The organism is Paraburkholderia bryophila, assembly GCF_013409255.1.
Classification (GTDB): Bacteria; Pseudomonadota; Gammaproteobacteria; order Burkholderiales; family Burkholderiaceae; genus Paraburkholderia.
In genome coordinates, this window is sequence record NZ_JACCAS010000002.1 from 1,052,060 (window position 1) to 1,078,960 (window position 26,901).

A 26,901-nucleotide genomic window follows, 5' to 3' on the forward strand; every position below is an offset into this window, starting at 1 on the left:
CTCACAGGCATGCCCGTCAGCCTACAAAGTCTTTTTCCTTTGCGCAAGCCCCCACTACATTACCCATCAGGCAGCAACGCAACCGACACAGCGCACCTGCACACCATGCCTTCCATCTATATCGCAGAGGAACCTGAAATGATCGCACAGACCCACCAGAGCGCCCCGACCCAGTTCGTCGAAGCAAACGGCGTCCGCTTCGCGTATCGCCGCTTCGGCAAGACCGGCGGCGTGCCGCTCGTGTTCAACATCCACTTCACCGGCACGATGGACCACTGGGACCCGGCCGTGACCGACGGCCTCGCGCAAGGCCGGGAGGTGATCCTGTTCAACAACGCCGGTATCTCCAGCAGCTCGGGCGAGGTGCCGGAATCGATCGAGGCGATGGCCGCCAACGCCGCCGCGTTCATCAAGGCGCTCGGCCTGACGCAGGTCGACGTGCTCGGTTTTTCGATGGGCGGTCTGATCGCGCAAACCCTGGCGATCGCCGAGCCGACGCTGGTGCGCCGTCTGATTCTGGTCGGCACGGGCCCGCGCAGCGGTGAAGGGATGGAATCGCTCACGCCGGAAGCGCAGGACATTTTCGGCGCGAGCTACGCCGAGCCGGACCATCTGTGGCTGCGCGTGCATTTCTCGCCTTCGGACGCGAGCCAGGCGGCGGGTCGCCGGTTCCTGCAGCGTTTCCGTCTGCGCAGCGAAGGACGCGACCCGGAAGCCAACGAGAAGGTCGCACCGGCGCAACTCGCCGCGCTCGCCAAATGGGGCGCGCCGCGTCCGACGCCGTTCGACTACCTGAACGAGCTGAAGCAGCCCACGCTGGTGGTCAACGGCGACAACGACGTGATCATCTATTCGATCAATTCGTGGATTCTTCAGCAGAACCTGCCGAACGCTCAACTGATCCTCTATCCGGATGCGAACCACGGCTCGCTGTACCAGTACCCGCAGCGCTTCGTCGCACACGTGGCGCAGTTCCTGGCGGAAACCGGCGCAGCTGACTAAGCGCGATCAATCCACCCAATCAACAAGTCATCGATTCGATTTATCTAACCGGAGTCTCGCCATGAACAACCTCACAGGAAAGACCGCGCTCGTTACGGGCGCTTCACGCGGCATCGGCCGCGCCAGCGCGCTCGCGCTCGCCCACGCCGGCGCGCAGGTGCTGGTTCACTACAGCAGCGGAGAGAAGGAAGCGGACGCCGTGGTCGCCGAAATTCGCGCGGCCGGAGGCAATGCGCAGAAAGTCGCCGCGAACTTACGCAATGCCGACGGTCCGCACGAACTGGCCAAACAGGTGCGCGCGGTGATCGGCCATCGGCTGGATATTCTGGTGGCGAACGCCGGCATTTCGAAAGCGGCGAGCATTGAAGACACGACCGTCGCGGATTTCGACAATCTGTTCGCCGTGAACGTGCGCGCGCCGTTCTTTCTCGTGCAACAGCTCTTGCCGGTGATGTGTAAGGGCAGCAGCGTGGTGCTGCTGTCGTCGCTCGCCGCGCGCGCCGCGGTCGGCACGCTGCCCGCTTATGCCGCGACCAAGGGCGCCGTGGATACGCTCGTCAGGCATTTTGCGGCCGCGCTCGGCGAACGCGGCATTCGTGTGAATGCGGTTGCGCCGGGGGTCGTTGAAACCGACATGTCCAATTTCACGAAAACCGATTCGGGACGCGAGGTCACGCTGAACATGCAGGCCTTGAAACGGGTCGCGCAACCGGACGATATTGCCGGCGCCGTGGCCTTCCTGGCCTCCGACGCCGCGCGCTGGATCACCGGTGAAACGCTGCACGTGGACGGCGGCTCGAAACTCTGAGTTCGACGTTCGACGCGCGACGTTCAAAGCGCTAAACCCGACGCGCCGCCCGCTGACCGGCCAGCCTGCCGGTCACTTCCACATCGTGCGGCCGAGGAACGTCAGCGTGCGGTCCCACGCCTGCTGCGACCAGACCGGATCGAACTGGGTCCGCGGAATACGGCCGTAGCCGACCGCCGTTTCGTTGGCAAACGCGTGATGCGCGAGATAGCGATGGAATTCGACGTCGACGTTCGCTTCGGTCAGCTTCTTTTCCAGCGCGTCGACCGTTTCCGCCGGGAAAAACTCGTCTTGCGTCGCCCAGTGGCCGATCACCGGCACCTTGATTTTCGACGCGTCGATATATTCCAGCGGCGGAAAGCCGTACCACACCACGCCGGCCGCCACTTCGGGGATATTGGATAGCGCGAGCAGGGTCAGTGCGCCGCCCATGCAATAACCGGTCACCGCCACCTTATCCGCCTGCTGCTTCAGATATTGAACCGCGCCGCGCACGTCTTGCGTGGCGGCGTCGCCGAAATCGAGCGCGCTCATCAGATGGTGGGCCTCTTCCTGCTCGACGGTCGACTTGCCGCGGTACAGATCGGGCACCAGCGCGAGATAACCGGACAGGGCGAGCCGGTCGGCGACGCCGCGAATCTGGTCGTTCAACCCCCACCACTCCTGAATCACGACGACGGCGGGCGCGCCTTCCAGTTTCGCCGGTTTCGCGAGATAGCCTTGCAACGGCTTGCCGTCAGGCCGGTTAAAAGTGACCATCGATCCGTGTGGCTGTTTCATCGGTTTCTCCTCGGGGTAGACGAAGCCGCTAGCATAGCGCCAGTGCCCCTCGTTCTGCCGGCGGCCTGCCATCCCGCGAGTCGTGCGAGATGCGTGCGCGATACGTACGATCAAGGCCCCACCCACGGCCGGCCTAGGGTCTTTGCACCGGGGCAACGATCGAATTTTGCGAAACCCGCCACTCGATCTCATACTGCCGGCTACCTATCGCTTCCGGTTCGGGTCAGTCATGGTCGTACCCAAGTTCGTCGACGCCATCCACCGCTCCGGAATGGGTGCCTGCGTCAAGCTGGTGATTGCACTGTCCGTCATTGCCGCCGTCCTCCTCCGTCCGGCGTTCTGCGGCGCGCCCCTCGCCGCCTCATCTCCCACCGCTGAGCCCTTGAATGTCATGCACGTCCGGATTCTTCGCGTACCCGGCGACACCGTGCGCGAAGGCCGCTGGGCTTTTCTGATCACCGCGCTGGACCACACCGTGCCGGCCTACGGCCCCTACGTGATCGACAGCTATTCGGCGGCCATGTCGGCGCGGCGCGAGATCGACGAGGTGATCGCAGGACGCCTGATCAACGTGCTGGCCAGCGAACCCGGCCACCATGAACTCGACGCCGCGACCATTCCGATTCCCATTCCGATCGACCGCGGTCTGCTCGGCTATCGCGTGGCGCTCATCAACGAAGGCCAGCAGGCGAAGTTCAACGCGATCCACGACCTCGCGGGCCTGCGCACGCTGACGATCGGCCAGGGCCAGGATTGGGGCGATGTGCCGGTGTACCGGCTGGCCGGCGTGCCGCTCGTCACGGCGAGCCGCTACGACCTGCTGTTTCCGATGCTGGCCGATCATCGCTTCGATATGTTTCCGCGCGGCGTGCTGGAAATCACTAGCGAGTTGAAAGCGTTTCAAACGAGTTTTCCACAGATGCGGGTCGAGTCCCATCTGCTGATCCGCTATCCGTACGCGCAGTTTTTCTACGTCAGCAAAGACGACCCGATCCTCGCGAAGCGAATCAACGACGGCCTCGAAGCCATGTTGAAGGACGGCAGTTTCGACGCGCTGTTTCGCGCGTATTTCTCGCGCAGCGTCGCCGATCTGCATCTCGAACGGCGCGTGCTGATCGACCTGAAGAATCCGTTTCTGCCGGCGTGGGTGCCGTTGGATCGCAAAGCGCTCTGGCTCGATCCATTTATCGGCAATAAGCGTAACTGAAAGATCGGCTGACAGTGGCTCAGGATTTCCTGACCTCAGAATCAGCAATGCGGCCGCCCAGAGTCCGCGCCGCCTGACGTTCAGCAGACGGCAACGCGTTTACAGTGGAGCGTCCCCTTCCGTTTCCGGATGACCGTCATGCCCGATTATTTTTTGCAGCGCAAGAAGACGGTCAATCGCATCGACGCGCTGTGCGCGGCCTTGTTCGAACTTTGGTGTGAGGAGAAGAAACGTGTACCGCTCGCGTATCTTTTGCACTGCTGGCCATTAACCGGTCACGATCCGGTGTCGGTCAAAAAGATCGCCGACGTGCTGTCGGATCTGTCGCAGTTCCAGGCCAGTCTGCTCAGCCCCGGCGCGTCGCAGATGATCCGCGAGGTGATCGGCAACGTGCGCGAGATCATCGGCGAGCCCGCCCCGCCGGGCGCTCTGGCCTCGAACGGCGCGGGCATCATGTGGACGCGGGTCCGGTTGGGCAATCCGTCCGCCGCGGTGGCGGCCTTCACGAAAGCCGATTTCCTCGACGGCCCCTTATAGACCGCGATTTGCCTGCAAGTGCAAAATACAAACACAAGAATCACAGCACCTGCGGGGAATTATGGTGGTCAATAGCTTGCGTTCTCTCCTGACCTCGACCGGCCGACTCCGGCATAGCGTGGTGCTGCGGCTGCTCGCCATCGTGCTGCTGTTCAGTTGCGCGGTCACCCTGTTGCTGACCGCGCTCCAGCTTTACCGCGACTATGGCCGCGGCGTCGAAGCGATCGAGACCCGTCTGGCCGATATCGATCGAAGCTATCGCGACAGTCTCGGCGAAGCGCTGTGGCAACTAAACCGCACCGAGCTTCAGTTGCAGTTGAACGGGATTTTGCGGCTCGCCGACATGCGCGCCGCCGAAGTGCGCGAGACCGGTTCGAGCGCCGCCCCGCTGGTGGTGACGGCCGGCACGCCGGCGAGCGGCGCCGTGATAGCCCGCGAGTTTCCGATCTTCTACCGGATTCACGGCGTGCAGCAGAAAATCGGCAGCCTGTACGTGCAGGCGACGCTCGACAATCTGTATCACGCGCTCACGCAAACCGCGCTGGTCATTCTGGTCAGTCAGGCGGCCTACACGTTTGTCGTCGCGCTATTCACCATCTATATCATCTCGCGCCTCGTCACCCGGCATCTCGCCACGATCGCGCGGCAGGTCAGTCAGTACGATTTCCGCTCGGCGCACCAACCGTTCGCATTGCCGCGCCCGCAGCCGCGCTGGCCCGACGAACTCGACCGCGTGGTTGCCGCGTTCAACAGCATGGGGCCGCGGCTGCATGAGGCGTATCTGGTGGAGCGCGACGCCGCCGCGCAGCGCGAGGCGCGGCATCTGGCCGAAGCGGCCAATCGGGCCAAGAGCGCCTTCCTCGCGAACATGAGCCACGAACTGCGCACGCCGTTGAACGGCATTCTCGGCTACACGCAGATTTTGCTGCGCGACGGCAGCCAGAGCGAACGCCAACGCGGCGCGGTCGAAGCCATTCACCGCAGCGGCGAACATTTGCTGGCGCTGATCGACGACACGCTCGACTTCGCGCGTATCGAGGCCGGCAAGCTGCGCATTGAAATGACCGACGTGCCGCTGCCGAGAGTGCTCGACACGATCCGCGAAATCATCGGCGTAAAGGCGGAGCAGAAGCGCCTGCAGTTCACCTGCGAGATCGCGCCCGGTCCGGCCTGCGCGGTTCGCGCCGACGAGCAGCGCTTGCGGCAGGTTCTGCTGAACCTGCTCGCGAATGCGCTCCGCTTCACGGACACGGGACAGATCAGCCTGAACGTGGAGCGGGCGGCCTCCGGCGCGGTGCGCTTCTGCGTGCTCGATACCGGCATCGGCATTTCGACGGCCAAGCTGAGCAGCATCTTCGAGCCGTTCGAGCAGGCCGGCAGCGCCGCCCGGCGCGCCGGCGGCGTCGGCCTTGGCCTCGCGATCAGCCAGCAACTAGTGCGGGCGATGGGCGGCGAAATCCGCGCCGAAAGCGAGCCCGGTCATGGCAGCGCGTTCTGGTTCGATCTGGCGGCCGCCACGGTCGACTCCGCCGCGCCGCGCAGTGCCGAGCCCGGCACACCGTCGCGGCGTGTGATCGGCTACGCGGGCGCGCGCCGCTCGGTGGTGGTGATCGACGACGAGCCCATCAACCGTGCGATGGTGAGCGAGTTTCTGCGGCAGTTGGGGTTCGACGTGCGCGAAGCCGCCGGCGGCCGCGAAGGCATTGCGATGGCGCGCGAGGAGACGCCGTCGCTCGTCATGACGGACATTCTGATGCCCGACATGGACGGCCTCGAAACGACGCGCCGCTTGCGGCGTCTGCCCGGCTGCCATGACATTCCGATCATCGCGATGTCGGCGAATCCGTCGTGGAGCGGCGAAAAACGCAGTCTCCATGCGGGCGCGAATGCGTTTCTGCCGAAGCCGGTCGAATTCGACCGGCTGCAAGCGCATCTTGCCGATCTGCTCACGCTGGAATGGCGCTGCGCGCCGCCCACGGGCTCCGCGCCGGTCGAGCCGCCGCCTGAACCGTCGCCCGCGTTGTCGACGGCCGAGATGGAGAATCTCCATCGGTTGGCCCGTCTCGGCGACATGCGCGCGATCGCCGCGTGGGCCGACCGGATCACAGCGCTCGACGCCCGCAACCTGCCGTTCGCGGTGCAACTGCGCGGGCTGGTCAAAGACTATCAGTCGAAAGCGATTCTGCTGCTCGTCGAAACGCATCTCGACCGGAGGCGCACGTCATGAACGCCAACCTGACGCAGCCGGCCACCATCCTGGTCGTGGACGACGCACCGATCAACATCGGCGTGGTGGTCGACAGTCTCGAAGACGAAGGCTTTCACGTACTCATTGCGCTCGACGGCGAGGAAGCGCTCGAACGCGCGCATTTTTCGCAGCCCGATCTGATTCTGCTCGACGTGAAGATGCCGGGCATCGACGGATTCGAAACCTGCCGCCGGCTCAAGCGCGAAGAAGCAACCCGCGAGATTCCGGTGATCTTCATGACCTCGCTGGGCGAACCCGACGATCTCGTCGAAGGCTTCTCGGCCGGTGGCATCGACTATGTGACCAAGCCGTTCCAGATTGCCGAAATGCTGGCGCGAATTCGCACCCACCTCGCGCTGCGCGCGCTGCATAAGCAACTGCGAACGCAGAACGTGCGGCTCTCGAACGAGGTCGCCGCGCACCGCGAGGAACAGGCCGCCTTATCGCGGGTGCGCGACGAACTCGAAATCCGGGTGGCGGACCGGACCAGCCAGCTTGCCCGCGCGAATGCGAACCTGCTGATCGAAATCGACGAACGCAAACGGACCGAGACCAAGCTGGTATCGAGCGAAACGCGCTTTCGCACGATCGTCGAGACCAGCCCGGTGCCGCTGTGCATCACGTCCATGCACGACGGCCGCGTGCTGTACATGAACGCGCCGTTTCGCTGGCTGTTCGCCCTCGACAAGGAATGGCGCGGCGTCACCTGCATCGCCGACTTTTACGTCGACCCGACCGAACGCGACCGCACGATCGCCTTGATGCGCGCCGAAGGCGGCTTTACCAACGCCGAAATCCAGTTCAAGGATTCGGCGGGCGCGAGCTTCTGGGCCGTCGCCACCGCCCGTATTGCCACCTTCGACGACGCGCCCGCGATCTACGTCGGCTTCAACGACGTCACCGCGCGCAAGCAGGCGGAAGAAATGCTGCGCGCGAGCGAAGCGAGCCTCGCGAACGCGCAACGGCTCGCCAAACTCGGCGACTGGGAATGGAACGTCAGCGACGGCGTGACGCACTGGTCGTATGAGATGTACCGGATTCTCGGTCTCGAACCGAACGGCGTGCGCCCGAACCTGCGCACGCTGCGCGCCGCCCTGCATCCGGACGATCGCGCCGCGGTGCGGCACGCGGTGCATGCGGTGATCGCCGGCCGGCGGCCGCAGTTTCTCGATTGCCGTCTGAGCGGGAACGGCGGCGAGCCGCGGATCGTGCAACTACACGTGGAATGTTCGAGCGGCGGACTCGGGCAGCCGCTCACGCTGGTCGGCACGATACAGGACATCACCGAACGCAAGCGTGTCGAACAGGAACTGCTCGAATCGCGCGAACGGTTGCGGGAATTGTCGGCGTATATGGAAGCGGTGCGCGAAGAAGAACGCAAACGCATCGCGATGGAAATTCACGACGAACTCGGCCAGTTGCTGACCGCGCTGAAAATGGACGTGTCGTTGTTGCGCATGCGCCTGGTCAGCGATTCGGAAGCGGCGCGCAAGACCGACGACATGCGCGAGCTCGTCGAAAAGACCATCTGGATGGTACGAAATGTCGCCAGTCATCTCCGACCGGCCGCGCTAAACTTTGGCGTCGTGTCGGCACTCGAATGGCTGGTCGACGACTTCGTGCGGCGCAATCAACTGCCGTGCAAGCTGGCGATTCACGGCGGCGAACCGGTGCTGCCGGACGCGCATGCCACGGCCGTGTTCCGTATCGTGCAAGCGTCGCTGACCAATATCGCGCGGCACGCGCTGGCCACGCGCGTGGACGTGACGCTCACCAGCGGCGACGACGCATTAGCCCTTCATATCAGCGACGACGGCTGCGGTTTCGACCCGGCCGCCGCGCGCCGCCGCTACTCGTACGGACTGCTGGGCATGAGCGAGCGTGCGCGGCTGATCGGCGCCACGTTACAGATCGAGAGCGCGCCGGGCGCGGGCACGACCGTCTCGATTCACATCCCGCTCACGAATCGGAACCCCCCATGATCAGAATTCTCATTGCAGACGACCACGCGATCGTGCGAGGCGGTTTGAAGCAGATCATCGCGACCACCGCCGACATGATCGTCGCGGACGAAGCGGCCGAAGGCGCGGAAGTGCTCGACAAACTGCGCGCCGGCTGTCCCGATCTGCTGCTGCTCGACATGACGATGCCGGGCATCAGCGGCATCGATCTGATCCGGCGCGTGCGGGCCGAGTACGCCAGCCTGCCGGTGCTCGTGCTGAGCATTCACAACGAGGCGCAGGTCGTATCGCGCGCATTGCGCGCGGGCGCCACCGGCTACCTCACGAAAGACAGCGACCCGGAGGTGCTGTTGACCGCGATTCGCAAGCTCGCCGAAGGTGGCCGCTTTATCGATCCGAAACTGGTGGACTCGATGATCTTCGGCACGCACACAGGCGAAACACCGCCGCACGCCATTCTGTCCGACCGCGAATTCCAGGTGCTGCAAGCGCTGGCCGCAGGAAAGAGCATTAACGACATTGCCGAAACGTTCGCACTCAGCGCCAAAACCATCAGCACTCACAAAATGCGCCTGATGCAAAAGCTCGGCCTCAACAATAATTCGGAACTGATTCGCTACGCGATCCGACATCACCTGAGTACGGAGTGAATGGGCTCAGGAAATCCTTACGTTTTTATCAGAATTTCCCGACACCCAATTGCGGGTGCGCTGACCGACAAAATTTATGAGCGGCTTTATGCTTGAATGACTAAGTTTTGGTTTACTATCTCGCCTACCAAAGGCGGTCCAGTCAGACAGCCTGCTTGCTACGAATCTTCGGAAACCCCCGCCAGCATTCGAGATAAAGCAACAAATACTGTATTGCGCTGCGTCAATCGTAAGATTGACCGACAAACGTCTCTCAGGTTCTGGCATGCAATCCTCGGACGCCAGAGTCTTTAGGCCGACACGCTGTGTCGGCCTTTTTTATTCCCGCCGCACTTTCTTTGCCAATGCCAATAGCCATCGAGCTTCCCGCGCATTTAAGAGATGATTGCGCGACAGGCAAACCAAATCACCGGCATAGCGTCGCTGAAATTAACAATTTGGTGAAAATAAACCGCTATTCGCGCAAAGGGCGGGCATTGCCACGGCCGATAGGCCGGTAAACCGCGCTGCCGCAATGGAAAAAAAGGGAATGGATTTTTCGTTACCGCCATTCCGCGTCTTTGTCACGAATAACGAATGGATGTCAATTAAGGCAAAACACCAAGGTTGGCGCTTACTCACCGGGAACAGCAGAGCCGCGCACGCGCGGCCCGACCTTAACGGATGCCGAACTTATGGTCCAGCGAGAACACGCCCGCACCACGCCCGATGATCACCAGCAGCAAGCCGGCCCACGACAGATGCGTCGGCCATGCGTCCGGATAGACGAATACCTCGATCACGGTCGTCATGCCGAGCAACGCGAACGCGGAGAAGCGCGAGAACAGACCCAGCACCAGCAGCAACGGGAAAAGATGCTCCGAATAGGCGGCAATGTGCGCGGCGATTTCCGGCGGGACGAGCGGCAGCTTGTATTCGGTGCGAAACAGTTCGTACGTGCTCGGCGTCAACGTGAGAATGCCGCTCACCTTCGTGCGTCCCGACATGAAGAAGATCGCGGCAATCGCGAAGCGCGCGACCAGCGACAACAGCGAATCGTTGATCAAAACTTGCAGCTTCGCGGCAAGTGCGTTCCAACGTCCGCGCAACGTGTTGTGCGCGCTGGGCGCCGTGTTCTGGATCGCTTCCATGTGAATCTCCGTGTCGGTCAAAGTGTTCCGTGAGGTGCAACGTCGATCGCAGCGAATGCGCCCGCCGCGATCAGGTCGCCGAGAAGTTGCGTGAAATCGAGTGAGGGTTGCGCGTCGAGCGCGTTTTGCGCGGCGGCGTCGAGTGTCTGCGATGCGGCGCACGCGTCGAGAAATGCGCAGCCGCCCGTGCCGAGCGGTCGCCACTGCACCGCGCCTTCCGGCCGTGTCAGCAATGCGCCTTCGCCCGACCAGTCGAGTTCTGGCGGCAGTTCGACCGCTTCACGATTGCAATGCCAGATCGTGTAAGCCGGCTGGTTGGCGAACCATTGCCAGCGCACGGCGGCGCGCAACGGCAGCGTCAGTCGTCCAAGCGCTTCCGGCGCAAGGCAGGCCAGTGAGACAACGTCGATGCCGGGTTCATCCGCGGCCGCATGCGTTTCGGTCCACAGGCGATCGAGCCGCGCGACGTTCGCCAGATAAGGCAGCTCGCGAGCGGGCTCGAAGCTGTCCAGAAACGCGGGGAAATCGTGGCCGTAGTACAGCAGCCGCGCGTCCGAAGGCGCTTGCCGGCGCACATAAATCGCGGCGGCCGCGCGAAACCAGTCGCTGCCGACCAGTCGCTCCACGCTCGGAAAGTTCGCTTGCAATGCGTCGATGCAAGCTTTCACGACGTTGTTGCGATACACCGCGAAGCCCGGTTGCGCGAGCAGCGAATCGAGCAAGGGCGACGCCGCGTCGGCGTCGTAGAGCGCGCCCGCGAATGCATCCTGGAAGTGGCTGAGCGAGCGGTTCATACCATCGCCTCCGTACTCGCCAATAACCGTTGAGCGATAGCGCGTTCCGTCAACAGAGCGTCGAATGGCGGAATGTGATCGTCGCGTTCTATCAGCGTGGGTCTCGCGCCGATTCGTTCGATCAGGTGGCCGTACAGGGACCAGACGTCGTCGGCGATCGGCGCATCGTGAGAGTCGATCAGTAACGTGGTGGCGCCGTGAGCGTCGCGGCTATGTCCGGCGAGATGAATTTCCATCACCGCATCCGCCGGCACCGCGTCGAGATACGACGCCGCGTCGAAGCCCAGGTTGTGCGCGCTGATATAAACGTTGTTCACGTCGAGCAGCAAACCGCACCCTGTGGTGCGGCACAGTTCGCCGAGAAACGTCAGCTCGTCCATTTCATGACCGTCGAGCTGAAGATAATGCGTGGGGTTTTCAATCGCGATGCGCCGCGCAAGCGCATCCTGAGTCCGGGCGATGTTGTCCGCGATCCGCACGAGCGCTTCGCGGGTGCGTGGAAACGGCAGCAGATCCGGGTGATACGCGCCGCGCCACGTAGACCAGGCGAGATGCTCCGAGACCAGCGTGGGCTCGACGCGATCCGCCAACGCCCTCAGTCTTTGTAGATGAACCGCGTCGGGCGCACTATCCGCCGCCAGCGACAACGACACACCATGCAACGACAGCGGATGACGGCTGCGAATCGCGTCCAGCCATGCGAGGCGAGGGCCGCCGTCGACCATGTAGTTCTCGGGATGAACCTCGAACCACAGACCTTCCGCATTGCAGTCGTGGGCCTGCGCGTAGTGGTCGGGCTTGAGGCCCAAACCGGCGCCCATGTGGGTTAGCGTCTTCATGATCGGCGGGCGGCGCGGCGAATTACGATTCCATCGGCGAGAGCGAACCCGTGCCGTGCGGCGTCTTGATCGTCGTGCAGGTGCCGACCGGCACGTTCTTCCACGAATTGCCCTGAAAGTCCATCTTCGAGGTGCCCGCGCACGTCGTGCCGGCGCCGGCCTTGCAATCGTTGTGGCCGGCCATCGCCACGCCGTAGCATTTCTCCATGGCACCGCCGGCGGCCGGTTGGGTTTGGGCGAAAGCACCGCTAGCGAGCGAAGCGAGGGCGAGAGCGGCGGCGGCGAGTTTAAGGTTGTTCATGATGGATTCCTCAAGAGATTTCGTTTCAGGTTAGGTAGCAGCGCAGTCGGTTCAGGCCGTGGGCCGGATTTGCTTGCGTTTGCTGGAAGGTAATTCGACGACTTTCGACAACCGGTTACAGCAACGCGAAAAAAATTTTGCGTATGCCGCACCGACTGCGTTTCGCGGCAGTTTTGGTCGGCGCGCGCGGCAGCGTAAAATCTGCGCAAAATAAATTTCACTCTTTGTGTAACCAGAGCGACCGATGGATCGAACTAACGATGACGCGACGTTGCAAATCAAGGAGAAGCACCTGCAGGCGCTGCTTCTCAAAGGCATGGATGGCGACGAAGCGGCGTATCGGCGGTTCCTGTCGGAGTTGAGCACGCACTTGCGCGGTTTTCTGAGGAGGCGTTTGCACAGCCAGCCGGGCGATATCGAAGATCTCGTGCAGGAAGTGCTGCTGGCAGTCCACAACGGGCGGCACACCTACCGGCCCGAGGAACCGCTGACCGCATGGGTTCACGCGATCGCACGCTACAAGCTGACGGATTACTTTCGGGCGCGCTCGCGTTACGACGCGCTGAACGATCCGCTCGACGACGCCTTCGAGTTGCTGGCCGCGCCCGATCTGGAGCCGGCGCAGGCCAAGCGCGATCTCGGCAAGCTGCTCGAACAGTTGCCGGACCGCCAGCGGCTGCCGATCGTGCATGTCAAGCTGGAAGGGCTCTCCGTGTCGGAGACCGCGCAAATGACAGGCTTGTCGGAGTCGGCGGTGAAAATCGGCGTACACCGTGGGCTCAAGGCGCTGGCTGCAAAGATTCGAGGAACGCGATGAAAACGGACGACTTCATTTCCCTGCTTGCAACGGGCGCCGCGCCGGTCGACCGGCACCAGCTCGCCAAGCGCTTCAGCCTCGCCGTGCTGGTCGGCGCGGTCGGCGCGACGCTGATCGTCGCGGTGCTGCTCGGCGTGCGCCGCGATCTGGCGGAAGTGGCGGCCACGCCGATCTTCTGGGCGAAGATCGCGTTGCCGCTGTGCCTGATGCTCGGCGCGCTGCAACTGTCCACCCGGCTCGCCCGACCCGGCGCGGCCCTGAGCGCGAGCGGCCGCCTGCTGGTTGCCGTACCGCTGGCCGTGGTGTGGCTGGCGGGGCTTTATGTGCTGATGTCCGCGCCGAGCGACTTACGGCTCGCGCTGGTGCTCGGCAAAACGTGGCGCGTCTGCCCGTTCAATATCACGATGCTGTCGGTGCCGGGCTTCATCGCCGTTTTCTGGGCGCTCAAGGGACTCGCGCCGACCCGCCTCGCGCTGGCCGGCGCGGCGGGTGGGCTGCTGGCCGGCTCGACCGCCACGCTCGCCTATTGTCTGCATTGTCCCGAGATGGGGATTCCGTTCTGGGGCGTGTGGTACGTGCTCGGCATGCTGGTGCCGACTATCATCGGTGCATTGCTGGGGCCGCGCCTGTTGCGTTGGTGAGGCGCCCGGCGTGCCGCGGAGACCGCCATGTCATCGATTCAAGCCACGCAGTCCGATCTGTCCACCGGCGCGGCGCGCGCGCCGCTGACCGCGTTCGTGTTCGCGGGCGGCGGTAGTCTCGGCGCGATCGAAGTCGGCATGCTGCGGGAATTGCTCAATCGCGGCGAGCGTCCCGGTTGCGTCGTCGGCGCTTCCGCGGGCGCGATCAATGCCGCCTATTTCGCCGGCACGCCGAATGGCGAGGGCGTCGCGGAGCTGGAAGCGCTCTGGTGCCGCATCCGCCGCCAGGACATCATGCCGTTTTCCATGCTCGGGCTGCTCGACCTTCTGTTGCGGCGCCGTCCGCATCTGGTGGAAGCCAAAGCACTGCGCGCGCTGCTGGAAAAAAACCTGCGCTACGCGCGCATCGAGCAGGCGGCGTTGCCGCTGCATATCGTCGCGACCGAGGTGCTGTCGGGCAACGAAGTCGTCCTCTCGTCCGGCCCGGTGGTGGACGCCGTTCTTGCCAGCGCGGCGATTCCCGGCGTGTTTCCGCCGGTGCGTATCGACGGTGCGGATCTGGTGGATGGCGGCGTCGCCAACAACACGCCCATTTCAGTCGCGGTCGGTCTCGGCGCCACACGCATCGTCGTGCTGCCGGCCGGCTTTGCGTGCGCGCTGCACGCGCCGCCTTCCAGTCCGATCGGTCAAGCCATGCACGCGCTGACGCTGGTCATTGCGCGCCAGCTCGTTCGCGATCTGGAGTTTTACTCGACGCGCGCCGACATCTTCGTCGTACCGCCGCTCTGCCCGCTCGAAATCTCCCCCTACGATTACACGCAATGCGATCGTCTGATCGATCGGGCCGCCGGAAAAACGCGCGAGTGGCTCGATGGCGGCGGCCTGGAGCATGTGTTCATCCCCGGTGAATTGCGACAGCATGCGCACGCGGCGCATTGAGTGCGCAGTACGGCGAGACAAGCCCTAGAACAGTGGCGATGTCGCGCCGATCAGAACCGCTGCACCAAACCAAACTGCACACCCTTGACCGGCGCACCGGGATACGCAACCGGCAAGCCGGTCACGTTGACCCCACGCAGCGTGAAGCTGGCATCGTCGTGATTCGCGAGATACGCCGCCGTGAAATAGAACAGCAGCGTGCGCGAAAAGTTGTATTCGAACGATGCGCTGAACTGATCGGCGCTCGCACCTTCGCCCGTGAAATCCCGTACATGCGCATAGCCCAGCGACGCGCGCGCGTCAGCGGAAAAGCTGTATTGCGCCGACAGCGAGCCGCCCGCGCCGTGATACAGCGGCGAGCCGCCATCGCCGTTGAAAAACGACAGCCATACGCGGACTTTATCCATCGCGTAACTCGCGCCGCCGAGATTGGCGCGCAGCGCAGCGGCGCCGTGGGTCTGCTGACGCGCGAATAGCAGCTTGAAGTTGTCGATCTGATAGCGGACCGTCAGGTAGTAACCGTCGACGCCGTTACCATCGCTCTCCGACGCATCGCGCAGGGCCATCATGACGGTCGCGTCAAAACCGCCGACCTGCGGCGACAGATAGGTGATCGCGTTGTTCGTGTAGGGCGTGATCTTCGAGAGATTGTTGAGCCCCGACGCGATCGTGCCCGCGCCGAACGCGTCGAGATCGCCTTTGAACGGAATATAGATCGGCGAATACTGGCGGCCGAAGCGCACTTCGCCCCAGCGCCCTCGCGAGCCGATCCATGCCTGGCGGTTGAATATCACACCCGGAGTTTGCAACGTGCCGTCGGCGCTGCTGAAACCGTTTTCCAGCGCGAACACCACATAGGTCTCGGCGCCGATCGGCTCGGCGCCGCGCAAGCCGATTCGCGAGCCGCGATAAGCGCCCGAGTCGAGACGTGAGGTCCATCCGGAGCCGGGGTTGGTGATTTCAACGCTGGTGTCGAGCACGCCGTATAGCGTGACGGTGCCGTCGTCCGCCGCCATGGCGTGATGCAGGCCCAGCACCAGGCCAACCGCGCCGACGCTTGCGCGCACAACTACGTGACGAAGCCACGCGATGCGCCGCGTCACCGGAACTGGCGGGCGTGGCGCTGCTTTGACTGAAGATTTCGAAATGCGATGCACATGAGATCCTCCAAAGGCTGACCGATTATATTCGGCTCACCCGTTGAAAGAGACAGACATGTCCAGCGCTTTAGTGCCGATTCATAGCGCGGTAGCAAGGCCGCGTGCATCGCGGCGCGCGGTTCGTGCATTCGACGGCGGTGCGGACGCACTGGTCGAACCGTCCCGCAAATGAAACGTGGAGATCGACACTTGCAGCAGTTTCGCCTGCTCGGTGAGCGTCTGCGCGACGGCCGCCGCCTGTTCGACCAGCGCCGCGTTTTGCTGCGTCACGCTATCCATCTGCGTGACCGCGTCGCCGACCTGATCGATGCCCGCGCTCTGTTCGGCGGCCGCGGCGGCGATATCGCGCATGACGCCCGACACTTTCGCAATCGCCTCGCGCGCGTCGTGAATCGTCGCACCGGTTTTACCGACCAGCTCAGCACCGTTCTCGACCTTTTCCGCCGCGCGGCTGATCAGCGTGCGGATCTCTTTCGCGGCCGACGCACTGCGCTGCGCCAGGGTCCGCACTTCGCCGGCCACCACCGCGAAACCGCGCCCTTCGTCGCCGGCCCGAGCGGCCTCGACTGCCGCGTTGAGCGCGAGGATATTGGTCTGAAACGCAATGCCTTCGATCACGGCGATGATGTCGACCATACGCTGCGACTCCGCCGACATTTCCTGCATGGTCGACACCGCCTCGGCCGCCATCTCGCCGCCACGATTGACGATCTGCTCCGCGCTCGCCGTGAGGCGGCTGGCGGTCTGCGCGTTCTCCGCCGTCTGCCTGACCATCGCGGTCATCTGCTCCATGCTCGCGGCGGTTTCCTGCAGCGCCGCCGCCTGACTCTCCGTCCGTGCCGACAGGTCCGCGTTGCCGCCCGCGATCTCGCGCGCGCCGATCGCCACTTTGTCGGCCGCGCCCTTGATCTGTTCGATCGTCTGCGCGAGCGCGTCGCGCATGCGTTGCATGGTGAGCAGCAGACTCGATTCGTCGCCGTGACGGGTTTGGATCGGCACCGCGAGATTGCCGTTGCTGATCGCGCCGGCCACTTCAGCCACATAGACCGGATCGCCGCCAATGGCGCGCTGAATGCTGCGATTGGTGAGACTCACCAGCGCGGACAGCAGCAGCGCGACGGCCGCGAATACGCCGCCGACGAAATACAACGACTCCCTGAACGCGGCGTCGATATCGTCCACGTAAGCACCGGTCGCGATGATCCAGTCCCACGGCGCGTAACGCACCACGTAGCCGATCTTGCCGACCGCGGCGGAGGGCGGGTCTTGCGGATGCGGGAACACGTAATCCACGAAGCCGCCTTGCGGCGCCTGCGCGACCGCGGCGAACGTCACGTAGTGATGGCGGCCGTCGGCATCGGCGGAAGCGGCGAGCTCTTTGCCGTTCAGCGCGGGCTTCATCGCGTGCATGATCATGCGCGGCGTCGAATCGATCACGAGAAAGTAGCCGTCTTCGCCATAACGAATGCCGCGCAGGCGTTCGAGCGCCTGCTTACGCGCGTCGGCCTCGCTGAGCGCGCCGCTTTGCGCCAGCGCCGCATATTCGTTGACGATACTGAGGCCCACGTGCGCCACGTTCACCAGATCGTGTTTGCGTTCCTCGATGCGCGTCTGACGCGATAGCCACGCCGCCGACACGGACACGGCAAGGAGTGCGATCAGGCTGACGACGAGCGGCAGCCAGAGTTTCTGCGTGAAACTGAATCGATGCATGCCCACGCCTCAGATCGGTGTCGACGGATTGAACGAAGTCTTGTTCGAGTTATCGTTATTTTGATGGCTGCGCTGAAGGCGGCCATTCAATCCGTTTATCGGCAACTGTGACGCCGATATGTCTAGAGACAAACCCTTTGTCGAACGGCATCGACGTCGCGGCCATGCGTACTAGATCGAACCACTCCCCTGATAATCGCGCGGCACGAAGGCCTCGATGCGATTTCGCCCGGCGCCTTTCGCGCGGTAGAGCGCCTGGTCCGCGGCTTCGACGATCTGATGCGTGGAGCCCACGCCCGCCGATTCCGACACGGCCACCGCCACGCCGATGCTGACGGTGACGTGATCGCCCAGCGGCGTCTCGTTGCGGATGCGCAGCGCCTGAACCGCGCTCAGCATTTTGGCCGCCACGCGACGCGCGCCGTCTTCGTCGGTGGCCGGCAGGATCGCGGCGAACTCCTCGCCGCCATAGCGCGCCAGCAGATCGCCGCCGCGCGGGAGCGCCACCTGCAACGCGGCCGCCACCGCAACAAGGCATTTGTCGCCGGCCGGATGACCGTAGCGGTCGTTCAGCTTCTTGAAGTGGTCGATATCGATCAGCAACACGCCGAGCGGATGCTGCGTACGCGCGGCACGGCTCCATTCGAGCGCCAGCGTTTGATCGAAGCAACGACGGTTGGCCACATTGGTCAACGCGTCCGTCAGCGCGATTTTTTCGAGGCGGTCGCGCGCGTCGCTCAACGCCTGCTGGGTCCGAACCAGCCGGCTTTGCAAGGTCGTGGTGCGGATCGTGTACACCACCAGGGCGGTAAAAATGCCTACCGTGCCGACATAAAAGTGTTCACGCATCAGGACGATGCTCAACGCGAGCAGCGCCAACGTGTACACGATCGGACTGACGTTTTCGATAATCACCGCGAGCGGCCTCTTCCAGTCGGCCGTGTCGGCATCGACGGTGTTTGCCGGGCGCGTGAAGCACGCCGCGCTCAACAGCAGGAAGGGAATGTCGACGATCACGTCCATCAACGCGTGGCCGTCGGAAACCGCGGCCCAGTGGTTATACACCGCGGCGACAAGCGCATAGACCCACAAATAGCCGCACAAGATTTCGTAGAACCGGCGGCCCGCGTTACGCGGTTGAACCAGCAGGCGCAACGTTGCCGCAACGGCCAGCAGGCCGTTCTCGACGTCGTAGGTCAGCACCAGCACTGACGCCGAGATTGGCGCGAGCGCATGACCTGAAAACGGCACGACGGAGAAGATCGTGATGTACGCAAGGTAAGCGGTCACGACCGCCTGAATGCCGTCCATCCACACGAAAAAAAGAATCCGCTGGCCGTTCGACACCGACGCGATCGCGAGGAGGATCGGCACGGCGTAGAGAAAGTAGCTGAAGTCGGAGAACCACGCGATGCTCTCCGGAATCTGCTGGAAGATATCTTCCCAGGCGCTGAGCGCCACGCCGAGAATCCACAGAAACAGGCCGACGCCGAGCAGGACCCACGGCATGCGCAACGCGCGGACCTCGGCGCGAGCGCGCCAGCAGCAGGCCGCCAACGCGAGCGAAGGCGCGACGATCAGAAAAGGATAGCTAGCCAGGGTGGAGCGCGACGGGAACATCAGCAGGCACAGTGCGTGTGCGCCGATGAAGCACAAGGCAAACAGTACGAGACGTATCGACGTTGGCAAGTGGCGCAAAACGTGACCCCCTAAACCTGAGGACGCCCGATGAAAACCATCGTGACCCAATGGCGATTCAGCTTCTCTAGTGTCTGTCGGCCATGTGATTCATCTTAACTGATGCGATGCGGGCCGAACACCCGGAAGTCATCGAGGGTATGCCCGGCATCGCGCTGGCGCGAGCGCCGCTCAAGCGGCCGTTCGAGCGGCCGCTCGAGACTAGATCGGCAACGGCGTGGCCGTATGCGCCGGATAGCTCGGCGGCCTGCGCCACTGGGTGGCCTGTTCGTACGCATAGCCGAGCGCCAGCAAACGCGCCTCGCTCCACGCGGGTCCAACGAACGACAACCCGACCGGCAGTCCACGCACCTGGCCGGCCGGCACCGTGAGGTGTGGATAACCGGCCACGGCGGCCGGCGTCGAAAACCCGCCGCCGCCGTCGCTGTCGCCATTGATGAAGTCGGTCAGCCACGCCGTGCCGCCGGTCGGCGCGACGATAGCATCCAGCCCGTGCTGACGCAGCACACGATCGAGTCCTTCGTCGCGCGATTGCTTACGGCAAGCTGCCAGCGCGGTTCGATACGCGTCGCTGTCCAGGTCTCCGAGCGCCTGCGCCTGGTCGAACAGTTCCTGGCCGAAGTAAGGCATCTCGTCTCGGCGATGCGCGTTGTCGAAAGCGATCAGATCGGCCAGCGTATGAATCGGCGCGTGCGGCGCGAACGTGTCGAGCCACAGCGGCAGATCGTGTTTGAATTCATGCAGCAGAACGGCCAGTTCTTCCTTGCCGTAGCCGACCTTCGGCAGATCGATCGGGTCGACGATTTCCGCGCCGAGCCGTTTCAACTGCGCGATGGCCAGGTCGATCTGCTGGTCGACTTCGTCGTGTCCCGTGAAAAATTCCCGCGCCACGCCGAGGCGCGCGCCTTTCAGCGCGTCTTTGCGCAAGGCCCGCAGGTAATCATCCGGTGCTGGAGCCGGCAGCGTTCGTGGATCGCGCGGGTCGGGGCCGCCTGCCAGGGCCGACAGCAGCAGCGCCGCATCGCGCACCGTCGCCGTGATCGGACCAGGCGTGTCCTGACTGTGCGAGATCGGGATGATGCCGTCACGGCTCACGCGACCCACGGTCGGCTTCAGTCCAACCACACCGCACATCGACGCGGGCGACACGATCGAGCCGTCGGTCTCCGTGCCGATCGCCATGGTGGTCATGCCCGCCGCGACGGCTGCGGCCGACCCGGAACTCGAACCGCTGGTCGTGCGATCCAGACCGTAGGGATTGCGCGTCAGGCCGCCGCGTCCGCTCCAGCCGCTGGTTGAACGGGTGGAGCGAATGTTCGCCCATTCGCTCAAATTCGTTTTACCGACAATCACCGCGCCCGCCTCGCGCAAGCGGCGCACGAGCTCGGCGTCGCGCGTCGCGCGAATGCCGTCGAGCGCGAGCGAACCCGCGGTGGTCGCCATGCGGTCGCCGGTCGCGATATTGTCCTTGATGACGATCGGCATGCCGTGCAGCGGGCCACGCAGCTTGCCCGCGCGGCGTTCGCTATCCAGCGCGGCGGCGATCCGCAACGCGTCGGGATTCAGTTCGATGATGCTGCGCAGGCGTGGACCACGGCGGTCGAGCGCGTCGATGCGGCTGAGCGCGAGGCGCGTGGCCTGGGTGGCGCTGGTGGCGCTGGTCGCGCTGCCGGTGTTGGCGACGTCGCCCGATACCGGGGCGAGCGGACCCGTATCCGCAGCGTGCGTGGCGTTGGTCGAGAGCAGCCCGGAGGCGAGTAAACCGAAAGACTTGATGAATCCGCGTCGTTGCATGGAGAGATTGGAATCGGCGTTTGTTTTACGTTTTAGGGCGAATCACATTTGGGTAAAGTGGCTCGAAGCTGCGGCTCGAAACTCGCGAGCGTATCTTGCCAAAATTCATTGCAACGCAGGCCCCTAAGACTCGTATGTTTATGCCTGATACATCGCAAGACCGATGTTTCTAAAGCTGCGCCGCGTCACCCAGGTTTTCGCTCCCGGCCCGGCAAGTCCTGCAGCAGGTTCATGAACGCCCGCACCTTGGCGCTCAGCAGACGCCGCGAATGATAGAGCGCCCAGATCTCGACCGGCGGCCCGTCCTCGGTTCCCCAGCAGACGAGCCGTCCTGACAGCACGTCGGGTTCCACCAGCAGGCGCGGCAGAAGCGCCGCGCCCACACCGTTCAGCACCGCGTCGCGCACCATTAATAGCGAAGACAGCCGCAGCACCGGCGTGGGCGCAAACGTCCGCACCTCGCCGCCCTTCACCCGCACGCGCCAGAGCGCGACGCGCGCCGCCGCGGCCGACATGACGGCGGGCACCGGCAAGGGGTCGGGGTCGGCCTGCGCATCGGCCTGCGCATCGGCCTGCGCATCGCTCGCGGATGCCGACGGAATCGACACCGTCGGCGCCGCGACCATCCACCGTTGATCGCCAAGAATGCGGCGTCCCACCAGTTGTTCGTCACTCGGCGGATTGATGCGAATCACGAGGTCGTAACCATCCTCCACCGGATCGACCACGCGGTCTTCCGCCACCACCTCGAGCTCGACCTGCGGATAAGCCAGCGCGAAACGCGTTGCGATCTGGCCCAGCACCACATGCGCGAACACCATCGGCGCGCTGATGCGCAAACGCCCGCGCGGCACCGGCGCGCGCGACGCGACGTTTTCGCCCGCCTCCTGAATCTCCGTCATCAGCCCGCGCGTGCGCTCGTGCAGCACGAGCCCTTCCTCGGTGAGGCGCAACGTGCGCGAGCCGCGCTCGATCAGGCGCACGCCGAGCTGTTCCTCCAGTTCCGCCACGCGCCGCGACAGCGTGGCCTTGGGGCGGTCGAGCGCCCGGCTGGCCGGCCCGAAACCGCCGTGCAACGCCACCGCGTTGAAATCGCCCAGTGAGGTCAAGTCCATGATCGTTCCAAATATGAGACGAGGTGTCTGGATTTTTGCACTTTCGGCGACCAGATGGAACGACTATTGTTCATCTCACGGGCTGATCGCAGCCCATCCAACCCAAGGAGCACATCATGGCAATCCTCGTTACAGGCAGCACGGGCGTTATCGGCAAGCAGGTTCTCGCGCATCTGAACGGCGGCGGCGTCGAAGTCCGCGCGCTGACCCGTTCACCGGAAAAAGCGCAATTCCCCGCAGGCGTCAGCGCGGTTCAAGGCGACCTGTCCGACGTGGACGGCTTGCGGCGCGCGATGCAAGGCGTCAGCACGCTGTTCCTGCTGGCGCCGAATGCGCCGGACGAATTGACGCAAGCGCTGCAGGCGCTCAGCGTGGCGCGCGAAGCCGGCGTGAAGGGCGTGGTGTATCTGTCGGTGTTCAAGGGCGCGGAATATGTCGACGTGCCGCACTTCACCGGCAAGCACACGGTCGAGCGCATGATCGAGCACCTCGATATCCCGGCGACGGTGCTGCGCCCCGCGTACTTCATCCAGAACGACGTGCGTCAGAAAGAGCCGTTGCTCACGCACGGCGTGTACGGCATGCCGATCGGCGCGAAAGGTATTTCGATGGTCGACGTGCGCGATATCGGCGAAGCGGCCGCGCTGGAATTGCTCCGCCGGGAGCGGTCGGCGAACCGTCTGCCGCGCGAGACGTATGAACTCGTCGGCCCGGATGTGATCGACGCGGAGACCGTGACGTCCATCTGGGCCGATGCGTTGGGACGTAGCGTGCGTTATGGCGGCGACGATCTCGTCGTGCTCGAACAACGTCTGAAGGCAGTGGCGCCGGCCTGGCTCGCTTACGACATGCGACTGATGATGAGCCGCTATCAGCAGGACGGCGCGGCCGCGTCGACGGCGGAGGTCGAACGGCTGGCGACATTGCTGGGGCGTCAGCCGAGGTCGTATCGGGATTTTGCGTTCGAAACGGCAGCGGCTTGGGCGAAGGGTTAAGCATCAATCGGAGAAGCGGCGCTTTGCGATAACGCGAGTGAAATGAATCGACGGCGAGCACTAAAAAACGCGGCTCGCCTCGGCTACTATCTGGGCTCGCCGCAAAGGCCACTTCTCTTGACTCCCTATGCCATTTACCGAGCGGATTACGCTAACCACACCGCGTCTCATTCTGCGAGCACCTCGTCTCGACGACGCCGAAGCCCTGTTCGCCATCTGGTCGGACGAGCAAGCCATGCGCTATTTCTCGTTTCCCACCATGACCCGCTTCGAAGAGGCAACGGAACGCATGGAGCGGCTGGTGAAAGCGTCCGCCGAAGGCAAGGATTTCGTTCGCATGGTTGAACTGCAATCGACTGGAGAAGTACTCGGCAGTTGCGATCTTTTCCACGTCGAAGAACAATGCCGCCGCGCGGAGATCGGCTTCAGTCTGAAGCGCCGGCATTGGGGAAGCGGCTTCATGAGCGAGGCCGCATCGGCGGTGATCGAGCATGCGTTCGGCGCGCTGAGTTTGCGGCGGCTCGAAGCGGATATCGATCCTCGCAATACCGCCTCGGCGCGTTTGCTCGAACGGCTCGGCTTTGTCCGCGAAGGTCTGTTGCGCGAACGCTGGATCGTGGGCGATGAAGTGTCGGACAGCGCGCTTTATGGATTGCTCGAGGGCGATCGCCGGAGTTGAACTGGACTAGCGCTTTGTGTCGCATGATCGCCATGCCGTACCGTCAGGTGCGGCATTTTTTGCCCCTGCTGTCCGGGCGAATAGTTTCATGTAAGGGATAACCCGTATAATCGCCGCTCCAGAGGTCAGACATCTAGAGGACTCAGGTCGTCAAACCTCTGTCGTGACGTGCGTCCCGCCGCGCGACGTCGACCTGACAAGCTCCTTTCTCCCCGATCCGTGAATCCGACCGCCGCTGCCCTGCCCTTCCGAAACGCCCTGTTCGCGATGCTCGGCATCGGCCTCGTCAACATGCTGGTCGCGCTCGACCAGACCGTCGTCAGCACCGCGTTGCCGTCCATCGTCGCCGAGCTGCACGGCTTCGAGTACTACGCGTGGATCGCGAGCGCGTATCTGCTGGCGTCGGTGGTGACGGTGCCGGTGTTCGGGCGGCTCGGCGACTACTTCGGCCGCAAGCGCTTCGTGATCGCGGCGGTCATCACGTTCACGGTGGCATCCGTGCTGTGCGGCGTCGCCAACGACATGCTGTTCCTCGTGATCGCGCGCGGTCTGCAAGGGGTCGGCGGCGGGATGATGGTCGGCACGGCATTCGCGTCGATTCCCGATCTGTTCCCCGATCCGCGGGCGCGGGTCCGCTGGCAAGTCGTGATGGCGGCCGCGTACGGCATCGGCACTGCGGCGGGGCCGTCGCTGGGCGGCTGGATGAGCGAACACTGGGGCTGGCGCTCCACCTTCCTGATCAACCTGCCGGTCGGCGCGGCGGCGCTCTATTTCATCTGGGCGCATCTGCCGAGCTTTAAACGCCCGCACGAAGGCGAAGTGAAGATCGACTGGCTCGGCGCGGCGCTGGTCGCCGCCACGCTCGGCGGTCTGCAGGCCTTGATCGAAGCCGTGCCGAAACACGGCCTCACCGCCGGCAATCTGGTGCTGGCCGTCTGCGTGATCGCCGGCGCGATTGCCTTGCTGGTGTGCGAAAAACGCGCCACGCATCCGATCATTCCGCTCGACCTGTTCAAGGACGCGCAACTCGTCACGCTGTTCACGCTCGGCATGCTGTCGGGCTTCGTGATGTTCTCGCTGATCTTCTTCGCACCGCTGCTGCTGCAAGGCGGTTTCGGTTTGTCGCCGCAACAGGCCGGGCTGCTCGCCACGCCGATCGCCGCGTGTATCGCCCTCGGCAGTGTGGTGAACACGCGGATCGTGATTCACATGAAGAAGCCCACGCAGATTCTGTCGATCGGTTTTGCGCTGCTGCTGTTCGCGTCGATCGGGCTGGCCTTCGCCAATCCGGATACGCCGACCCTATGGATCGAATTGCCGATGGCGGCGGTCGGTATCGGCCTCGGCTTCATCCTCAATAATCTGAATGTGTTCGGCCAGGAGATTGCCGGACGCGAGCGTTTCGGCATTACGACCGCATTGCTGCAATCCACCCGCATGGTGGGCGGCATGCTCGGCACGAGTATCGTCGCGACTGTCGTGCAGCATCATTATCGCGATGTCGTCACGCGCACGCTCAGCGTGCTCGGCGAGCCGGCCGCGTCGCAATGGCAGTCGCGTTTCGTCGATCTGCGCATTCTGATCGACGACGCTTCGCGGCTGAAACTGATCGCGGATATGAAGCCGTCAGGGCTCAATACGCTCGCGCTGATCGACACCGCGCGCGATGCGCTCGTGCAGTCGATTCATATCGGCGTCTGGCTCACGGCCGTCGCGGCGCTGGCGGCCGCGTTGCTGGTGCAACGCATTTCGCATGTGGTGTTCCGCAAGAGCTGATCTGCAACGCGGCGCGAGGCGCGGCACGAATGCTGCTGGCGCTCTCGACCCGTGTCGGGTGTCGCCAAGGTTTAACAGTCGGGCCCCCGAAACGCACCTATAGTAGAAGCTCTTTCAAATCCTCAGAAGGAGCCCACGATGAAAGCACGCACGTATCGGGCCGCAACCGCAGGGATTCTGTTCGCCGCGTTGCTGCCACTTTCGGCGGCCAACGCGCAACTCGGCAATCTACTTCAGCAGGGCAATTCGGGCGGATCGTCCGGCGGCGGACTCGGCAGCCTCGGCGGCCTGGGCGGCGCGCTATCGGGACAATCCGTGACCTCCGGCAGCACCGGCAACGTCGCGGGTGTGCTGCAGTTCTGTATCAAGAACAACTATCTCAGCGGCGACGGCGCGTCGTCGGTGAAAGACTCGCTAATGAGCAAACTGCCCGGCGGCTCGTCCACCTCGGACAGCGGTTATACCCAGGGCGCCAAAGGTATCCTCAGCAGCGGCAGCGGCCAGCAGGTCGATCTGAGCGGCGGCGGCCTGAAGGAACAGGTCACCAAACAGGTCTGCGACAAGATTCTCGCCCAGGGGAAATCCCTGCTTTGAGCCGGTCGCGAACGGCGTCGCGGGCTCGCGTTGCCCGACTGGCGGGCCTGTGCGAGCACAGGGCCGGGCCGGGTCTGGCGGCTCAATTGTCAAATACCCTCATACGATCGAACGGCGGTCAACGTAATCGGTATGGCTAACGTTTCTGGAGAACGCACGTAACCTTCGTGCTTATCCTGGGGAGCTACGAAATGAATAAGCCGTTCCTGATTCTCGCGCTGAGCGCCGCCTTCGCATCCTCCGCCGCGTTCGCGCAAGCCAGCGCGCCGATGGCGGCGTCCGCCATGTCATCGGGCGCTGTGAGCGCCGTCTGTAAAGACGGAACCTCGTACTCGGGCGCCACGATGAAGGGCGCCTGCCATGGTCACGGCGGCGTCAACAAGAAAGCGGCTTCCAAGATGAGTGCCCCGGCAGCGGCAGCAGCGCCCGCCGCCTCGTCACCCGCGGCAGCACCGAAGCCGATGGCCGCGATGTCGGCCAGCGCGCCGGCAGCGGGCGGCGGCCCCGGCCAGGTGTGGGTCAATACGAGCACCAAGGTGTACCACTGCTCCGGCGACAAGTACTACGGTAAGACGAAGCAAGGCTCCTACATGTCCGAAGCCGATGCCAAGGCGAAGGGCTATCACGCGGATCACGGCAAGGCTTGCCAGTAATCGCGGCAGACTAAGCAACGCGAGCACCACGAAAAACGCCGCCGGTTTTCGAACCGGCGGCGTTTTTCGT

The 26,901-nt window shown here is 63.8% G+C and carries 25 protein-coding genes; 15 read left to right on the forward strand and 10 right to left on the reverse strand.

Translation table 11 applies throughout. The features are described from left to right. Positions 1–138: 138 nt before the first annotated feature. Both GGD40_RS25905 and GGD40_RS25910 read left to right on the forward strand, forming a co-directional pair. Positions 139–1,002, forward strand: coding sequence for an alpha/beta fold hydrolase (locus GGD40_RS25905; protein WP_179745569.1), 864 nt, complete (start codon positions 139–141; stop codon positions 1,000–1,002). A gap of 61 nt (positions 1,003–1,063) precedes the next feature. Further along, positions 1,064–1,810, forward strand: coding sequence for an SDR family NAD(P)-dependent oxidoreductase (locus GGD40_RS25910; protein WP_179745570.1), 747 nt, complete (start codon positions 1,064–1,066; stop codon positions 1,808–1,810). 72 nt (positions 1,811–1,882) lie between these two features. On the opposite strand, the gene GGD40_RS25915 is transcribed toward GGD40_RS25910, so the two are convergent. Beyond that, positions 1,883–2,590, reverse strand: a complete 708-nt coding sequence (locus tag GGD40_RS25915; protein WP_179711828.1) for a dienelactone hydrolase family protein — start codon at positions 2,588–2,590, stop codon at positions 1,883–1,885. Positions 2,591–2,981: 391 nt separating this feature from the next. Between GGD40_RS25915 and GGD40_RS25920 the strand changes: the two genes are divergently transcribed. The 5 genes from GGD40_RS25920 to GGD40_RS25940 all read left to right on the forward strand — a co-directional run bounded on the left by GGD40_RS25920 (position 2,982) and on the right by GGD40_RS25940 (position 9,193). Continuing rightward, a complete protein-coding gene (locus GGD40_RS25920; protein WP_179711826.1) occupies positions 2,982–3,797 on the forward strand; it encodes an amino acid ABC transporter substrate-binding protein in 816 nt (271 codons plus the stop codon). 129 nt (positions 3,798–3,926) lie between these two features. Further along, positions 3,927–4,334: a hypothetical protein gene (locus GGD40_RS25925; protein ID WP_179745571.1), complete on the forward strand. Its 408-nt coding sequence runs from the start codon at positions 3,927–3,929 to the stop codon at positions 4,332–4,334. Positions 4,335–4,410: 76 nt separating this feature from the next. Further along, positions 4,411–6,561 (forward strand): ATP-binding protein, encoded by a 2,151-nt coding sequence (locus GGD40_RS25930; RefSeq protein ID WP_257030580.1) that lies wholly within the window; start codon positions 4,411–4,413, stop codon positions 6,559–6,561. Next, the gene (locus GGD40_RS25935; RefSeq protein WP_179745573.1) at positions 6,558–8,564 is read left to right on the forward strand and encodes a hybrid sensor histidine kinase/response regulator; all 2,007 of its coding nucleotides are present in this window, start codon (positions 6,558–6,560) and stop codon (positions 8,562–8,564) included. Before GGD40_RS25930 ends, GGD40_RS25935 begins: the two co-directional genes overlap by 4 nt. Then, a complete protein-coding gene (locus GGD40_RS25940) occupies positions 8,561–9,193 on the forward strand; it encodes a response regulator (protein WP_179711818.1) in 633 nt (210 codons plus the stop codon). The genes GGD40_RS25935 and GGD40_RS25940 overlap by 4 nt, the downstream gene beginning before the upstream one ends. Before the next feature lie 656 nt (positions 9,194–9,849). Here the strand turns inward: GGD40_RS25940 and GGD40_RS25945 are convergent. From GGD40_RS25945 to GGD40_RS25960, 4 genes are read right to left on the reverse strand one after another with little or no spacing between them, the layout of a single operon-like run. Continuing rightward, entirely contained in the window at positions 9,850–10,323 is a 474-nt protein-coding gene (locus tag GGD40_RS25945; RefSeq protein WP_179745574.1) for a DoxX family protein, read from the reverse strand. Positions 10,324–10,340: 17 nt separating this feature from the next. Continuing rightward, complete coding sequence (locus GGD40_RS25950; RefSeq protein WP_179745575.1) at positions 10,341–11,117, reverse strand: HvfC/BufC N-terminal domain-containing protein; 777 nt, start codon at positions 11,115–11,117, stop codon at positions 10,341–10,343. Then, a complete protein-coding gene (gene bufB / locus GGD40_RS25955; protein WP_218901305.1) occupies positions 11,114–11,956 on the reverse strand; it encodes an MNIO family bufferin maturase in 843 nt (280 codons plus the stop codon). The genes GGD40_RS25950 and bufB overlap by 4 nt, the downstream gene beginning before the upstream one ends. A gap of 22 nt (positions 11,957–11,978) precedes the next feature. Then, on the reverse strand, positions 11,979–12,257 hold the full coding sequence (locus GGD40_RS25960; protein ID WP_035559660.1) for a BufA1 family periplasmic bufferin-type metallophore: 279 nt from the start codon (positions 12,255–12,257) through the stop codon (positions 11,979–11,981). 244 nt (positions 12,258–12,501) lie between these two features. On the opposite strand from GGD40_RS25960, the gene GGD40_RS25965 reads away from it, so the two are divergent. Genes GGD40_RS25965 through GGD40_RS25975 form a run of 3 tightly spaced genes read left to right on the forward strand, consistent with a single transcriptional unit; the run spans position 12,502 to position 14,654 of the window. Beyond that, the gene (locus tag GGD40_RS25965; protein ID WP_035559663.1) at positions 12,502–13,074 is read left to right on the forward strand and encodes a sigma-70 family RNA polymerase sigma factor; all 573 of its coding nucleotides are present in this window, start codon (positions 12,502–12,504) and stop codon (positions 13,072–13,074) included. Beyond that, a complete protein-coding gene (locus GGD40_RS25970) occupies positions 13,071–13,715 on the forward strand; it encodes a DUF1109 domain-containing protein (RefSeq protein ID WP_179745576.1) in 645 nt (214 codons plus the stop codon). The genes GGD40_RS25965 and GGD40_RS25970 overlap by 4 nt, the downstream gene beginning before the upstream one ends. Before the next feature lie 27 nt (positions 13,716–13,742). Beyond that, positions 13,743–14,654 (forward strand): patatin-like phospholipase family protein, encoded by a 912-nt coding sequence (locus GGD40_RS25975; protein WP_179745577.1) that lies wholly within the window; start codon positions 13,743–13,745, stop codon positions 14,652–14,654. 50 nt (positions 14,655–14,704) lie between these two features. Here GGD40_RS25975 and GGD40_RS25980 read toward each other — a convergent pair whose 3' ends face one another. The 5 genes from GGD40_RS25980 to GGD40_RS26000 form a co-directional block, all read right to left on the reverse strand. After that, positions 14,705–15,670: a porin gene (locus GGD40_RS25980; protein ID WP_179747053.1), complete on the reverse strand. Its 966-nt coding sequence runs from the start codon at positions 15,668–15,670 to the stop codon at positions 14,705–14,707. Between the two features lie 222 nt (positions 15,671–15,892). Further along, positions 15,893–17,527 (reverse strand): methyl-accepting chemotaxis protein, encoded by a 1,635-nt coding sequence (locus GGD40_RS25985; protein WP_179745578.1) that lies wholly within the window; start codon positions 17,525–17,527, stop codon positions 15,893–15,895. 171 nt (positions 17,528–17,698) lie between these two features. Continuing rightward, a complete protein-coding gene (locus GGD40_RS25990) occupies positions 17,699–19,216 on the reverse strand; it encodes a GGDEF domain-containing protein (RefSeq protein WP_179745579.1) in 1,518 nt (505 codons plus the stop codon). 210 nt (positions 19,217–19,426) lie between these two features. After that, entirely contained in the window at positions 19,427–21,019 is a 1,593-nt protein-coding gene (locus tag GGD40_RS25995; protein WP_179745580.1) for an amidase, read from the reverse strand. A 185-nt stretch (positions 21,020–21,204) separates the two neighbouring features. Beyond that, positions 21,205–22,134 (reverse strand): LysR family transcriptional regulator, encoded by a 930-nt coding sequence (locus tag GGD40_RS26000; RefSeq protein WP_179745581.1) that lies wholly within the window; start codon positions 22,132–22,134, stop codon positions 21,205–21,207. 116 nt (positions 22,135–22,250) lie between these two features. On the opposite strand from GGD40_RS26000, the gene GGD40_RS26005 reads away from it, so the two are divergent. From GGD40_RS26005 to GGD40_RS26025, 5 genes are all read left to right on the forward strand, one after another. Further along, on the forward strand, positions 22,251–23,129 hold the full coding sequence (locus GGD40_RS26005; protein WP_179711799.1) for an NmrA family NAD(P)-binding protein: 879 nt from the start codon (positions 22,251–22,253) through the stop codon (positions 23,127–23,129). Positions 23,130–23,256: 127 nt separating this feature from the next. Beyond that, a complete protein-coding gene (locus tag GGD40_RS26010) occupies positions 23,257–23,808 on the forward strand; it encodes a GNAT family N-acetyltransferase (protein WP_179745582.1) in 552 nt (183 codons plus the stop codon). A gap of 267 nt (positions 23,809–24,075) precedes the next feature. Beyond that, the gene (locus GGD40_RS26015) at positions 24,076–25,584 is read left to right on the forward strand and encodes an MFS transporter (protein ID WP_179747054.1); all 1,509 of its coding nucleotides are present in this window, start codon (positions 24,076–24,078) and stop codon (positions 25,582–25,584) included. Between the two features lie 138 nt (positions 25,585–25,722). Next, the gene (locus tag GGD40_RS26020; RefSeq protein WP_111931168.1) at positions 25,723–26,178 is read left to right on the forward strand and encodes a DUF2501 domain-containing protein; all 456 of its coding nucleotides are present in this window, start codon (positions 25,723–25,725) and stop codon (positions 26,176–26,178) included. A gap of 191 nt (positions 26,179–26,369) precedes the next feature. After that, positions 26,370–26,831: a hypothetical protein gene (locus GGD40_RS26025; protein WP_179745583.1), complete on the forward strand. Its 462-nt coding sequence runs from the start codon at positions 26,370–26,372 to the stop codon at positions 26,829–26,831. The last annotated feature ends 70 nt before the right edge of the window (positions 26,832–26,901 follow it).

Excerpts from the sequence above, each read along its gene's own strand:
- GGD40_RS25950 (WP_179745575.1), bottom strand. The coding sequence starts at position 11,117 with ATGAACCGCTCGCTCAGCCACTTCCAGGATGCATTCGCGGGCGCGCTC.
- GGD40_RS25935 (WP_179745573.1), top strand. The coding sequence starts at position 6,558 with ATGAACGCCAACCTGACGCAGCCGGCCACCATCCTGGTCGTGGACGAC.
- GGD40_RS26000 (WP_179745581.1), bottom strand. The coding sequence starts at position 22,134 with ATGGACTTGACCTCACTGGGCGATTTCAACGCGGTGGCGTTGCACGGC.
- GGD40_RS25960 (WP_035559660.1), bottom strand. The coding sequence starts at position 12,257 with ATGAACAACCTTAAACTCGCCGCCGCCGCTCTCGCCCTCGCTTCGCTC.
- GGD40_RS25925 (WP_179745571.1), top strand. The coding sequence starts at position 3,927 with ATGACCGTCATGCCCGATTATTTTTTGCAGCGCAAGAAGACGGTCAAT.
- GGD40_RS26020 (WP_111931168.1), top strand. The coding sequence starts at position 25,723 with ATGAAAGCACGCACGTATCGGGCCGCAACCGCAGGGATTCTGTTCGCC.
- GGD40_RS25970 (WP_179745576.1), top strand. The coding sequence starts at position 13,071 with ATGAAAACGGACGACTTCATTTCCCTGCTTGCAACGGGCGCCGCGCCG.
- bufB (WP_218901305.1), bottom strand. The coding sequence starts at position 11,956 with ATGAAGACGCTAACCCACATGGGCGCCGGTTTGGGCCTCAAGCCCGAC.
- GGD40_RS25940 (WP_179711818.1), top strand. The coding sequence starts at position 8,561 with ATGATCAGAATTCTCATTGCAGACGACCACGCGATCGTGCGAGGCGGT.
- GGD40_RS25920 (WP_179711826.1), top strand. The coding sequence starts at position 2,982 with ATGCACGTCCGGATTCTTCGCGTACCCGGCGACACCGTGCGCGAAGGC.
- GGD40_RS25975 (WP_179745577.1), top strand. The coding sequence starts at position 13,743 with ATGTCATCGATTCAAGCCACGCAGTCCGATCTGTCCACCGGCGCGGCG.
- GGD40_RS25985 (WP_179745578.1), bottom strand. The coding sequence starts at position 17,527 with ATGCATCGATTCAGTTTCACGCAGAAACTCTGGCTGCCGCTCGTCGTC.
- GGD40_RS25965 (WP_035559663.1), top strand. The coding sequence starts at position 12,502 with ATGGATCGAACTAACGATGACGCGACGTTGCAAATCAAGGAGAAGCAC.
- GGD40_RS25945 (WP_179745574.1), bottom strand. The coding sequence starts at position 10,323 with ATGGAAGCGATCCAGAACACGGCGCCCAGCGCGCACAACACGTTGCGC.
- GGD40_RS26025 (WP_179745583.1), top strand. The coding sequence starts at position 26,370 with ATGAATAAGCCGTTCCTGATTCTCGCGCTGAGCGCCGCCTTCGCATCC.
- GGD40_RS25980 (WP_179747053.1), bottom strand. The coding sequence starts at position 15,670 with ATGGCGGCGGACGACGGCACCGTCACGCTATACGGCGTGCTCGACACC.
- GGD40_RS25910 (WP_179745570.1), top strand. The coding sequence starts at position 1,064 with ATGAACAACCTCACAGGAAAGACCGCGCTCGTTACGGGCGCTTCACGC.
- GGD40_RS26005 (WP_179711799.1), top strand. The coding sequence starts at position 22,251 with ATGGCAATCCTCGTTACAGGCAGCACGGGCGTTATCGGCAAGCAGGTT.
- GGD40_RS25905 (WP_179745569.1), top strand. The coding sequence starts at position 139 with ATGATCGCACAGACCCACCAGAGCGCCCCGACCCAGTTCGTCGAAGCA.
- GGD40_RS26015 (WP_179747054.1), top strand. The coding sequence starts at position 24,076 with ATGCTCGGCATCGGCCTCGTCAACATGCTGGTCGCGCTCGACCAGACC.
- GGD40_RS26010 (WP_179745582.1), top strand. The coding sequence starts at position 23,257 with ATGCCATTTACCGAGCGGATTACGCTAACCACACCGCGTCTCATTCTG.
- GGD40_RS25995 (WP_179745580.1), bottom strand. The coding sequence starts at position 21,019 with ATGCAACGACGCGGATTCATCAAGTCTTTCGGTTTACTCGCCTCCGGG.
- GGD40_RS25915 (WP_179711828.1), bottom strand. The coding sequence starts at position 2,590 with ATGAAACAGCCACACGGATCGATGGTCACTTTTAACCGGCCTGACGGC.